We start from the raw sequence: 13700 nt of genomic DNA on the forward strand, positions 1-13700 counted from the left end.
GGGGGAAGCACTACAGCGTGGCGCGGGCCTTCTCAGTTTCCTCTCGCATCTGCTGGCGCATGGCTCGCGGCGCGGTATCCGCAATCCGTTGATCCTTGGTCTTGGACATTTCGCGCACCCGCTTGAGCACAGCAGGCATGCTGACCACGATGCGCTGCTCGGGGTTCTTGCGGTTCCATTCCTCCAGGTCCGCGCGGGCCTCTGCCACGATGCTCTGGTCCTTCTCAAAAATGCCCCGAGCCCACTTCGCGCGGATCTCTTGGGCCTTCATGTTGTAGAAGTTCTTGGCCTGCTGGTTGATGAAATTCGACTCCTGCACCTTGGCCACGCTGGCCGGCTGGAAGCCAATGAACTTCATTGCCGCCTCGGCCGGGCTGGTGTCCAGCACCTTGTAGCCCTTGTCGTCGCGGTACATGCCAGTGGAGGCCATGTCATAGCCCTTGGCCCAGTTACGTGCAGCGGCAGGTGCCATCTGCAGCAGCCCGGCGCCCACGTCGCCGGCGAGAATGGACCGAGCGCCAGAGGCTGCACGCTTGGCCAAGTCGCCCACAGGCCCCACCACCTCCAGCACGTCGCGGGTGTGGTCGGTCTTCTCCTTGAAGATTCCGGTACCGGGCAGAAGATTGCCCATGCCCAAGCGTCCAGAAACGTCCAGCGGCATGCCGGGCAGCCCGGTAATCCCGCGCTCCACAAACCCGGCGCCAGCCTGCCCAAACACGCTTTCAAGCAATTCTTGCTTGGCCTTCTTGCTATTGAAGTTGTAGCCAGCCAGCTGTGCCAAGCCGTCCACCAGGTCCTCTGCATCCTCGGCGAACGGCAGGCCACCCGCACCGCCCATGAGCATGAGCATGCCCAGCGCCAGCAGCACCGCCCTCTTGCCCTCGGGGCCGCCTTGGCTCCACATGCGGCCCAGCAACTCCAGGTATGCCACCGAGTAGGTCTTGAAAGTCATCACCGTGGCGCCCACAGCTCCCCTGCCCCACTTCATCTTGTTTGCCTTGCTATAGGTGAACTGGGTTTCGATCACGGCCTTCTTGGCGAAGACGGCCGGATTGGCCATGCCTTGCGCCTTAGCCACGCGGTACGCGGCAATGAAGGTCATGCGGCGATTCACCTGCTCAGCGGCGCCGAACACCTTGCCCCACGCCAGTGACAGGCGGGTGAGCGCATTACCCGCTGTGGCGCGTGCATCCCCTACGCGCGTGCCATCCCCTGGGCGCAGCGAGCCGGAACCACGGGCCTGCGCCATGAGTTGGTGCACCTCCTGCGGGCTTACGGTGCCTTCTTCCTCGGCGTGCTTGAGTGCTGCAGCCAGGTCAGCCTCGTAGCGGTGAGCCTTGTTGGCCAGATTCTTGGCTGCGCGGCCCAGCTCGGCGGCTGCCTGCTTGGCCCCGCCAAACTGCGACAGCCATGGGAATGTGACGGCGGCCGGCTGGCTCATGTTCACCACCGCCGAAGCGATGGAGCCGCCAAGGTACTGGGCAAACAGCAGCCCACGGATGGCCTGGGCTTCCTCCTGTGGGTTCTTCACGTACTCCGACAGCTGCACTGCGGCGTCTTTCAGTTCGCCCTGCTGCTTGGGAATGGCCGTGACGGCCTCGCCCAACTCGCCCATGTGCAGCCCCGCCGAAGTCTGCCGCGCGTTGCTGTAGATGAAGCTGGCCAGCACCCGGCCCACGTCCTCGCTGTAGCCTGCAATGCCCTGGCGGTGGATCAGGCGGCGCATGGCGCTGCGGTTTGTCTTGGTGCGGCGCAGGTATTCCTGAAAAGCCTGGTCCTGGGCATCGTCCCCGGTGGAGTCCAGGCCCAGCATGTTGCCGAAAAGTTCCAAGGACTCAGGGGTGATGCCGGCCAGCAGCTTGAATTCCTCGTTCGACAGCGTGCCTTGCGACACGGCATCCTGCCCATAGCCCTTGCGCATCTTCATGGCCATGATGTTGGCCTCGCGCTGGGTTTCAAACAGGCCGAAGTATTGGCGCTCTCCGTTGGCATCCACCACATCCACGGTGTATTTGCCGAAGCGTGACAGCGGCGCATAGCCCTGCTCTTGCAGCTCCTGCACCTTGGCTGCCCGGTCCAGCATGCCGCTGGAAAGCTGGCCCAACTCTCCTGCCCGCTCTGGGTTTTCTTTTGCCAGCATCTGCAGGTGGTCGCGCAGAATCTGTGCCGCGTCCTGGGCATCGGCCGCGTCCATCACCATGTCGCGCAGGTCGGCCACATCCTTGCCACCGTAGCGCAGCATGTCCGAGCGGGCCATGGTGTCTAGGCTGCGGTCGGTGGCCGCGCGGAACTCCTTGTAGAGCGCCACCTGGTCATCGGTCAGCTTGAACATGGATTTCAGCTCTGCCGGCGTCCACACAATGCCCGCCTTGAGCATTTGCGACTCGTAGCGGCTTTCCACCAGCTTCTCGTACTGCTCCAGTGGCAGACCCTGCCAGGCGCGCAGCATGCCCGCACTGATCTTGTCTTGGCGCAGCAGGCGGCGGGCTTTTTCCTCGGCGGTCAGCTTCTCGGCGGCTGCCGCCAGGTCATCCACGCGCACGGGCTTGCCTGCCTCGTCGCGGGTCCACACCAGCGTGCCCTCAAACACCGGCTTGGCCACGGCCGCATTGTCGGCAGCCGTGATGGGCCGCTTGGCAATGTCGCGCCAGGTTTCCAGCTTGGGCAGAAGGCGTGGCGCTTGCTCGGCCGCGTCGGTGGCGTAGTAGCTCACGTCATCCACAAAGCCCTGGGCAGCCTCAAACACCCGCTTGAATGCAGGGGAGCGCTCGGCCAGGTTGTACATGGTGCCCACTGTCTTGTGCCACCACGACAGCTTGCCTGGGGCAGTGAACGTGCGGTTCAGCTCGTCGCGGGCCTTGCTGGCTAGGTCGGCCATGCCGGCGCGGCTGAAATTGATGCGGTCATCCTCGGGGTCGAAGTTGCCGTTATTGCTGATGGCGCTCTTGATTTGCTCGGGCGACAAGGGGATCGCCTCGGTAACGATCTTGTCCATGCCGCGCTGCCCAGTCCCGACTTCGCGGGCGATTGGAGTCGGCCCGCCCATGCCGGTGTCGAGCGTCCACCCGAAGACGCCATCGAACCCTTCCTCCTTGATCGCGGCCAAGTCCGCCGCGGTCAGCTTGGCCGAGTCCGTCAGCGGCATCCACTTCGGCCGCTGGATTGACAGGTACACCGGGGACACGTTCGCACCTTCGCGCGGCGCTCCGAAGCCTTCGGCGTAAACGCTGGCTGCTCCAGGGTCTGCGGTGAAGTAGTTGGCTCGGTCGGATGCGAAGGCGCTCAGGTCGGAGTTCGTCCCGTGATACACCACCAGCGGATTGCCTTCGGCATCCACCACTTTGCTGCCCTTAAACCAGCGCTTGAACGCCTCGGTCTGGGTCTGGTCGCCGGGTGTTCGGCTGAACATGGGTGCGTCAGAACCATCTGACGCGGCGGGCTCATTCGGGATTACCGTATCAAGATCGTCTGTTACATAGGCTGACCTTATTTTACGCAAGGCATCTTCAAATGTATCGCGGCCATGCCCGTCATCAGGTGCGATATTGATGTCAATTTCTCCAAAATGAACACCTCTGTTAACATTTGAATGGTCTGAGATTCTTGCCTTTATTACTGCGTTCTTTGGATACCCTTCGCCATCAAGGCCAAAATGCTTTTTTAGGGTGACGTATTTATCCCCGCGCCCCACTACTGTCCACCCCTGTGATTCAGCCATTTCTGCGAATGCCAGAGACTTTGCGGTTATGTCTGTTGACTCGTCAACATCACCTATTCCGCCGTGTTTTTCAAACGCGGCTTGGGCGTCGAACATAGCGCCCGGTGTTGAGTCATCGGCAGAGCGCCCGCCTTGGTTGCCGACGACATCATTGTTCGTCATGGCCTCATTTGTACCACGGCTGAATGCCGCCATCGCCCTCTCCAGCGACTGCGCTCCCGTCTCCTTGCTGCGCGTGACAAAGCCACGGGCGGGCAGGATGTAGGCTTGGATGATGTCGGCGTCCGTCAGGGCCAGGCGCTTGAAACCCGGCACGTTGGTGCGAAGCCAGTTGCGAATCGCGGCAATGGCGCGCTGCACGAAACCGATTTCAGGCGTGCTCTGCGCCATTTCGGCCAGCACTTCCTCTGCAGCCGATAGCCGGTCCCTTTCGCTCATGGCCGCCCAGGTGTCGGCATCGCTCAGGCCCTTGGCCACCATGCCGTACTCGCGGGCCTTGGCCAGCACGTCACGGCGGCGCATGGTTCCGATCTGCTGCAGGATGGGCTTGAGGCCATCCCCGAAGGCACCGCGCAATCCATAGTGGCCCAGCACCTCATGGAACAGCACCTCGGCAATCTGCTGCGGGCCTTTCAACTCGTCAGACAGCAGGTAAACCTTGCCCTTGTAGATGAAGCCGCGCGGCTCCCCTGTGGCGCCTTGGCTCTTGAGCAATGCGTCGTAGTCGCGGACTGCTTGCGGGATCTGGGCGTCCTGCATATTGCGGGCCACGATGATTTCCGGGGCGCGGGTCCACTTGGCCTTGAGGCCGTCAATCAGCTGCTGCGTAGCTACCAGACGGGCATCGCTGATGCTGCGCTGGGCATTGCGGGCGTCTGGAGAAACTGGGTTGGCTGCGTTGAACATCGCCACCGCTTCCTCAGCGGAAAGTCCTTGCCCACGGGAAAATGCCGCACCATCGCTGGTTGCCGTTTTTGCAGCCATGCTCTTGGCTTCTTCGGCCATGCTGGGCAGCGCATACAGAGCCTGCTTGTCCATCAAAAGATCAAGCACTTTTACAGCGCTGGCTGCGTCGTCAACATTTGCCACCATGGCGTTGGCACTGGAAACAAAGTCCCCTGCCACGGCGATCAGGTTCTTGTCCAAGAAATAGCGGGCGCCCTGGGCCTTGGACTTTGGAACGCGCACCTGCACGCCGTCGCCGCGTGGCAACACACGCACCTGGCCATCGCGCGTTGAAATGCCGAACCTGCCAATGTCCTTATTTGTGCTCTGCTGCAGGAACTTGAGTGCGTCTGCACCGCTGCGCAGGCGGTAGTCGCCCTGGGTGTTCTTGCTGAAATCAAACAGCTTGGGCAGCAGAATGCCCTGCTCAATCACGCCGTCAGCCTTGGTGAAGCTGATGATGGTGCCGCGCGCACCCTTGATCTCACCGTAGGCAGCCAGCAGGTTGCCGGTCACGATCTTTGCGGTTTCTCGCTGGTTGGCCGGCTGCTCCTTGAACAGCGTTTCGATGCGGAAGGCAGGGGCGATGCTGGAAACTTCGATCTTCTTGAACTGGGTGGCAGGCACCGTGATGCTGCGCAGTGCACCATTCACCGCCAGGGTGATCTGGAACTTGCTCAGACTGAAAGGGTTGCCAGTCGTCTTGTGCGTGTTGCGCACGTTGGTGATGACGGCGTTGTAGGGTTCACTGTTGATTTCAACACGGAAGGTCTTGCCGATGGCGTGATTACGCAAGAACTCCATGCCCGCCCCAACACCCTGCGCACCAGACAGGTCGCGCACCGTGAGCTGCCCCACCTGCGTGCCGTTGGCCATGAACGCCTGTGCCTGCGCCATCATCCGGGCGGCGCCATCCTCACCAAAGAGCGGTTTCAAGAAAGCCGCGTACTCGTCCAGATCAAATGCCGCGCCCTGCCCCACCTTTTTGGCCAGCGCTGCATTCGTCTGCTCAACATAGGTCTGCAACAGCCCATTGAGCAGATCCCGCGCATGCTCTTCCCCGGTTTTGCCTTGCAAGCTCTCGGCAATGGCCGCCTGAATTTCTTCGGGCTTCATGGCCATGCCCTGCGCCTTGATCGAGTATTCACCGTACACGGCGTCCTCGCCAAAGGGCGTGGTCTTGTTGGGGCCATCAAACAGGATTTCAGTGCGCACTTCCTTGGCATCGAAGTCGAAGGTGCGCGGCTCCAGATCGTTCTGGTTGGTCTTGTTCAGGTACTCAATCAGCGCATCGTATTGCGCCTCCACATCCTCATAGAAGGCGCGCTGCACCTCGATGGGCTGCAGAGCCAGGCGCCCAGTGGCTTTGCGGGCAATGTCGTCCGTGACCCGCTCGCCATCGGCCGAGATCAGGTCATCCACACCCAACTGGCGGGCCAGCTCAATGTTGTCCGCAAGATACTGGTTGACGATCTGGTCACCGTACTTGTTCAGAATATCAGCAGTCTTGACCGAAGTAGCCGACTCGGTGTTGCTGGAAGTGTTGGCGTTCAGCGACTTCATCTTGCGCGACAGCACCGCCGTAGGTCGCTTCTCGGTCGGAAGGTCAACGCTCAGGATGGTGTACTTGGGCAGTCGCACCTGGCCGGTGCGGTGCACACGGCCCAGCATCTGCATGAAGATATTGATGTCACCAGCAGCCTGCGCCACGATCATGTGGCGCTGTCGCTGATCGGCAAACTTCTCCGATGCGTGCAGGCTGATACCTGTGGAACCCGCCACGTTGAGAATCAGCGCATCGAGCTCGCCACCGTTGAAACGGCGCGTCGATGCCACCTTGTCGCGCTGCTCGGTCAGATCAATGGCTGACAGCACCGGCTTGCGCGGGTTGCTGTAGTCCACTGCCAGGTCGCGCCCGGTGATTTCCGCCACCGAGAACCCGGCGCGCGCAATCTCAGCACGCATCCAGTCGATGGGCGACACCGGAATGTCGATGGCCAAGCGGTCAATGACCTCTTGCGCATGGTCGTAGGCCTTTCGTGTGATGGGGTCCAGCTGCGAGAGCGGGATGTTCTGCTTGGACTTGTCACCGGTGGGCAGCACCACATTGATGACCCGACTGCGCTCCAGGGCGCGCGACAACACGGTGCGGTAGTCAAACGCGCCCAGGCTATCGCCTTGGTTGATGTTGTTCTGCGCGGCGTATTCAGACAGGAACGAACCCATCGTGTTTTCCACTGCAATGATGGGCTTTTCACCGCGCTTGAGCGAGGCAATGGCCTCGTCAGCGGCCGTCTGGGCTTTCAGGCCCAGCAGCATCTGGCGCACGAAGTTGTGCACAACGCTGGAAAACTCGGTGTGCTGCACGCCAGCGGAAACCTGGTTGCCCGCGTTGTCCTGCACCTTGGAGCCTTCGGCCTTCAAGGCCTTGTCCATGGACTTCACAAACACGGAGTGAAACATTTTGTCGGCCGACACGATGGCGCGCAGGGCCTCGGTTGCCTCATCGCTCAGGCGCTCGTGCAGCTGGCGATTCGCGGTGTCGAAGGTCGATGCAATTGAAACACCGTCATAGGATCGCTCGCGGCGGAACATTTGCCCGGCCTTGACCAGGTTGTTGGAAACCACCGTTTGCAGAGGAAGGCCGCCAGCGGCCATGGCATCGGCAAGGCCCTCCGAGTCGGCAGCTGCATCGCCAATGTCGGTCTTGAAGTACAGCGGCATGTTGTCTGGCCGCTTGGCGTAGGTGGCGCTCAGGTACGTGACGCCGCGCGCCTCCTTGAGCACCGAAATCATGAAGTCGCCCGTGCCAGAGTCGCCTGCCGCGTTGTGCGATTCGTCCAGGACGAACACCGCATTGGGGGCCAAGGCCATCAGTGCCTGCCGCTGCAGGTTGGCCGTGTTGATCTGGGAATAGGTCATGAACAGGGCGTTACGGCCCTGCGGCAAGGCCGCGTTGTCCACAATGGACTGTATGGCGGCCCGGTGGGTTGATGGCTTGTTGGCAAACAGCTTCTCACCATCGGCGCCAGAAACCCACTCCGTTGAATTCAGAATGAAGGGTGCAACGTCATGGGTTCCAATATCGGCCAGATCGCCGTACATATCGGTGAACAGGCTCGGCTTAACGCTCACAAACACAGGTGTCATGCCATTGCGGGCCGCCCAGCGGATGATGGACGCGGCCTGGCGCCCCTTGCCGATACCGGTCTGGTCGGCAATCACCACCGCCTTGTTCTGTTTGATCTGGTAGATTGCAGTGGCCACGGAGTCCACCTGTAAGCCCATCAGCGCGTTGTGCAGCGCCTCGGTGGATTCGTAGCCCAGCTCCTTGCGGGCGAACTCGTCAATGTCGCCTACTGCATCTTCCAGGCGGTTGAGCGCATCCTGCGTGGGCTGCGCCATGTTCGATGGGATAAGCACGCCCTCGTCCTTGCGGGCGCTGCGTGGCACATAGGGGGTCTGGAACTCATTACCAGCGGCGGCTGGCGCTGCAGCTACGGCAGTTGTTCCAGCAGGCTTTGCAGGTCGGTTTGTTGGTGCGTCTGCACCTGGCCGGGCTTCGACCAGTCCAGGCGGGACAAAAGACTGGCCATTGAGTCGCTGCTCGTCAGGGATATGCCCCACTGGGTCTGTGGTTGCTCCTGTGCGATTTGCGACAGTTCCGGCGCCTGCTCCTGGGACATTTCCAGCACCGTCCGCGCCAGCTCGGGCGACTGGTCCACCAGTTCCTGCAGCTTCTGCGCCAGCTGCATTAGGTACACCTGCCTGTCGGGCTTGGCTGTCGCTGGCACGGCCAGCAGCATCGCCTGCCCCTCGGACAGGTCGCCGGCCGGAACCCAGAATTTGATTGAACTGTTCATAGACTTGATCCCAATTGTCTGCTCGCTGGATGGTTCCTGCAACCGGAGAAAGTTTGGACGACTTCTCGCGGCCATTGATGACGATCACCCGCACGGGCCAGCCTGCACCCTGGCGGGCGTAAAGATCGCCCTCCACCTCGAAGTGCCCGACCACGTTGTAGTGCGAGTACAGCCAGTTGAAGAAAATGCGGTCGTCCGTGCTCAGGCCGCCGGGCGCCTTGTTGGCCCCAAGGATCAGTACGGCGCGGCCGTCATCCTTCATGGTGGCCAGAGCGTGCGCAGCAATCAGGTGGTCAATCTGGCCGATGTTGTAGCCGTCCACTTTCACCTTGACGGGTTTGCCATCCTCGCCCTTGACGGAGCCGAACGGAGGATTGGTAATGACTGCATCGACCGGCCCCTTGCCGTCGCGCATGGGGCCAATGGCGGCATCCTTTTGCGTCGGGTTGAATCCCTGCTCTTTCAGCAGCGACACGCGAAGGTCGTTCAACTCGTTGACCACCGCATTCTTGGGATCCGTGCCAATCAGCAGCATCCCGGTCCCCCCCGTAGGCTCGTGCACGCGGGTCTGCGGGTTGATGCCGGCCAGCTTCGATGCCAGGTAAGCCAGCGGCGCGGGCGTGCTGTACGCCTGGTTGGCCACGCTGGTGCTGGTGCGAATGTTCAGGCTGGGCTGGCTTTCGTACAAGCGCAACAGCGCGTCGAACGTGGCCTTGTCGCTCTCGCCCTTAGCCACAATGTCCCGCGCGGCCATGGCGATGGCGGTTTCCAGTTCTTCCTGCGCCTGCTTCATGCGCGCCGGGTCAGCGGGCTTGCCGTCAAAGGATTCCACCAGCTTTTTAAGGGCTGGGTTATCCTTTGGCATGTTGCCGGCGCGGATAGCCTGGTACAGCGATTCCGTCAGGGTGCTGCTACGGGTCTGCATGTCGGCTGGCGCAGGCTCGTCTGCCGCCTGCAATTCCTCCAGCGACTCAAACCCGGCCACTTCCTTCTTGGCCGTCACGCCCTTGTCCTTGTGGCGCCCGGCCACGGCGATGTATGCGCCCTGCAGGGTTTCAAAGGGGATGGCATCGGCGGTTTCCTGGTCGATGCCCTGCGCAATGAAGTCGCGCACGTAGGCCACGGCCTTCTGGAACGTCACGGCGCCCAGCTCGATGGCGCCGTCGAACAACTCGATGACGATGGGCAGCAGTTTTTGTTCTTCCTCTGGCGTCCAGTTCATCCGCGTGTTCTTGGATGCCAGGGCGGCCAGCTTGCCCAGGGCGCCAAGCATCTTTGCCTTGGCGGCCTTCTCGCGCTCGGTCAGTGCGTCGGCCTTAGCGCGGGTTTTGTCTGCGTTGGGCTTCTTCTTTGGGGCCGCAGCGGTAGCTGGTGCTGGTGCTGCACCAATCAACTCCTGCAGCGCTTTCTCCGTCTTGAAGAACGTGATGTGCTCAGCGAACGGCGCCATGTCCTTCTGCTCAATGGCCTTGATCGCGGCGTCCTCGGCATCGAAGCGCGTGCGGCGCATGGTCTGCAGCGTGAACTCTGCACCCTTGAGCTGCGTCTGCGCGTGCTTCTTCTCGTCCAGGCTCATGCCGTCCGCCGTTGCCGCGTTGCGCAGTCGGGTAATGCGCGCTTTCTGGGCTTGCATGTCCGCGTCCAGTGCCTCTGCGATGGCCGGGGGCACGTTCACTACACCGGGAGACGGTGCAGGCGCTGCAGCGGAAACTTGCTGTTTATAGGCGGAATCAACCGCCTTGCGCACTGCCTCGGAAAGCTCTACCCATTTCAAACCTGAAAGCGCGCGTGCTTGATCGGCGTCTGCATAGCCTGCTGCGCGCAGCATTTCGCGGCGCTCCGTTGGCATGAATACATCCCATCTCGCTTGTGCGCTTGGGACTGCGGTGGAGATAGGTGCGGGCGGGACAACTGGCGTGTTGGCGCTGCTCGGCCCATTTTTCAGGTTTGGACGGCGCTCAACATCTGCTTTGTTCTCGTAGGACTGCATTTCTGCGTCCAATTCATCTACCTGGCCATCCATCAGCCGCTCAGCCCAGCGCTGGCGGTACTCGGCGGTGATGCCTCGGTTTTTCAGCACACGCTCGATGACCTTGGCCTTGGGCTCGTCGCCAGCGAACTGCAGTGCCTGGTTGATAGCCTCTGCCGAATCAATGTCACCGTCCACCGCCTTGAGGATGGCCGGGAAATCACGCTCGGCAATGGCTTTGCGGAGCTGGTCGCGCTTCTCGCGTGTGCGAGCGTTCTGCACTGGGCCCCGGTTGGCCAGTTGGTCATTCACCTGTTTCAGCTGCTCGTCAAGCGACAGTTCTGCAACTTGATTTGCTTCTGTTTTGATAGCGCCTTGCGCAGTATTCACGCTGGCACCCATCGCATCGGCCAGCTTGCGCTGAATGTCTGCACTCAGGTCAGCCCATGCCGCTCGCGGCACGTTCTTGCGCTGCATGGGGTTCAGCCCATCGGTGCGGGCTGCAACGGCCTGGCGTTCGGCCGTGGTCATGCGCTGCCAGCGCTCCTGGGCGCCGGTCAGTTGCTCGGCCGTTGCGCGCGGCGCCTTGCCTTGCGCGTCCAAAATTCGTCCGCGCTCTCCCATGGCGTCAAGCTCCTGCTTGCGCTTCTCGATGGCTGATGGTCGGAGGCTTGCGATGACGCCACCATTGTTTGTCTTGCCCGTGGAAATCTCACGCTCCAAGCGGGCTCGCCTTATCTGATCTGGCGTTTGCGCCTTGCCTTGCGTGCCGCCCGCTGGCGCTGCTTGCGCTCCAAGGTTCTGAGGCGTGGTGGTGCCATTGGTCAGCCCTTTGGTTGGTTGTGCTGCGCCTGCTTGCGTTGGTTGCGTTGCTGTTTGCTGGGCTTGATCGGCTTGAGGGACATTCGCGGCTCCTTCGGTGGTTATTTTGGCGGCGCTCACTTCCGCGCCTCCGTTGCTTGACTTGTAATAGGCCTCAATCTCTGACCCCGACATCCCATGCCGGCCTTTAAGTGCCACCTGGAACTCTCGCAGCGTCATGCGCGGCGCCTGCGAGTAAACCCACTTGCGATGCGCAGGCCATGTGACCTGCGTTGGCACGCCGGCCGCCTCTGCCTCTTGCGCGCCCAATGCCCCGGCCTCGATCTCGGCGGCCTTGCGCGCATCAAACTCGGCCGCTTTGCGAGTGCTTTTTGGCCGATTCAGCCCAGCGGCTTCCACGGCGGGGGCGGCGGCGGGTCCGGGTACAGGGGCGGCAGCGGGTGCTGGCGCTTGGGCAACTTGGGCATTGGCGGACTCCTGCTTCTGCTGGCGCACGCGCACCAGCGCATCGCGCAGGTTGGTGGGGGCGCTCAGTGCCTGGTTGCTGTCTCCACGTCCACCAGCCCGTGCAATGCCAGCTTCTGTAGCGCCTGCACCACTCCCGGTGGCGGCTCCAGTTCCGGCCCCACCAGGGCCGCTTGCGCCAGAAACTGCAGCTGCTGCGCTTCCGGCTCCGTCAGCACCCACTGTTCCACCCACGCCTGGTACTGGTGCATCAGGGGCAGCTTGTTGGATGGCTCCTGCATTTACTTGGCCGGTTTGGCTGGCCGCGCCTTCTCCAGCACCTTCGCGCGGGCCTGCGGGCTCATTCGCTTGAGCGCCAGCATTGCCTGCAGCACTGCCTTGCGGGCTTGAGGGTTGGCGGGTAGTGGCAATGGCATCTTGAATGTCCTCGTCGGTAGCGCCCAGGGCGCGCAAGAAATCTTCTTCGCTGGCGTTGCTGGCCGCGTCGAAGTCGGGAATGTCGTCGTCGTTTTCAAAGTAACGGCTGACCACGGGGTCAGAATCGTGGCTCGCAAAAAACTGCTCATAGGCGGCCCGGTCGCGCGCATCGGCTTCTTCCAGGCTGATTTGAGGGGGAGCCTGCTCGGGGGCGGGCTGCATGGCATCGGACAGGCCGGTATCAATGGCCGTCAGGGCTGCGCTGGAGAGCGCCCCACCCTGCTCGGCCGCCAGGGCCACCTGCTCACGCACGGGGTTGACCGCGCGCGGCTCCACATCGGTCACATCGCCCACGTAGCCGGGGGCTTGGTAGGCTGGCGTGCGGGCGGTACCGTCGCCGGCAACCTGGATAACGCCACGGTCAGGGCCAGCCAGCGCCAAGGTGGGCCCGGCAACGGGTGCGGGAACGGGGGCCGGCTGGTTGGGCGGCGGGGTCTGTTCTGGCGTGGGCTGCGAGAAGCCTGCCACACCAGCGGCACCGCCACCCATAGCCATGCCCGCCAGCGTTCCCATCACGGCGGCATCGCTCACGCCTTCGTGCCAAGGCTTGTTGAGTGCCAGGTTCTGCAACACCTGTTCCGACACAGACTGTGGCAGTTCTTCCAGCCAGCCCTCGGCAATGGCACCTTCCACAACTTGGCGGGGGATGCTTTTGGCAGACGGCGCGCCAGCGGCGCGTGCGGCGCCCTGGGCAAACATCGTGTCAACGTCACCAATGCCCAGGCGCTGCGCAACCTTGCCGCCAGCAAAGCCAAATGCGCTGGTGGCGGCGCCCGTGGCCGCAGCCAGGCCCGACTGGGTGGGGGTAAGTAATCCATCCGGTGTTTCCTGGCGGATTGCCTCGGCCGCTGAGCCTGCGCCGACAACACCCTCACCAATCGCACCGGCCGCAGCTGCACCGACCCTTGGGGCGGCTGCCAGCAAGGCGCGCGCAGGCACCGCGCCGGCGCCCATCAGCGGTACGGATTCGGCCACGGCATTGGCAACTAGGGAAGGATTCGACAGGGCCACGCCTGCTTTGTCCAGCACACCATCGGCCTGCTGGAACTGCTTTTGCTTGTTCTGCAGATCGTCAGATTGCAGGCTCGAAAGGTATTCCTTGGCTTGCTTTGGCCGGAACCCGAAGGCGCCACCCTCGTTTTCCAGGAACTTGCCTACGCGCCCACCCGCGGGAATGTCGGCAATACCGACCGCCGCCTCTGGCACGGAAACCACGCCCTTGGCCACGGACAGACCAAGATCCCCCGCCTTGCGCAACAAACCTGCTGGCTCCGGTGCTGGCGTGAAATCATCCCAGTTCGTACCAGAATCCACCGTGGCGGGTTTGATGGGGGCGCCCTTGTCATCGACCGGCGTAAAGTCGTTCCAGTTGGTTTGGCTCATACCCGCGAGTGTTCCGGGTGGCGGGCGCAGCCACAAACCAGACGGGGGGGCGATGTGC

The 13700-nt window shown here is 62.4% G+C and carries 1 protein-coding gene; it reads right to left on the reverse strand.

Annotation, left to right across the window (positions count from 1 at the left end):
• Positions 1 to 10: 10 nt before the first annotated feature.
• On the reverse strand, positions 11 to 13642 hold the full coding sequence (locus IHV84_RS02605) for a PLxRFG domain-containing protein (RefSeq protein ID WP_198845681.1): 13632 nt from the start codon (positions 13640 to 13642) through the stop codon (positions 11 to 13).
• Positions 13643 to 13700 lie beyond the last annotated feature (58 nt).

Origin of the sequence: Acidovorax sp. IB03, from assembly GCF_016406015.1 — a bacterium.
GTDB lineage: Bacteria > Pseudomonadota > Gammaproteobacteria > Burkholderiales > Burkholderiaceae_C > Acidovorax > Acidovorax temperans.

Bases quoted from the DNA above. Each gene is read 5' to 3' on its own strand.
- IHV84_RS02605 (WP_198845681.1), bottom strand. From the start codon at position 13,642: ATGAGCCAAACCAACTGGAACGACTTTACGCCGGTCGATGACAAGGGC.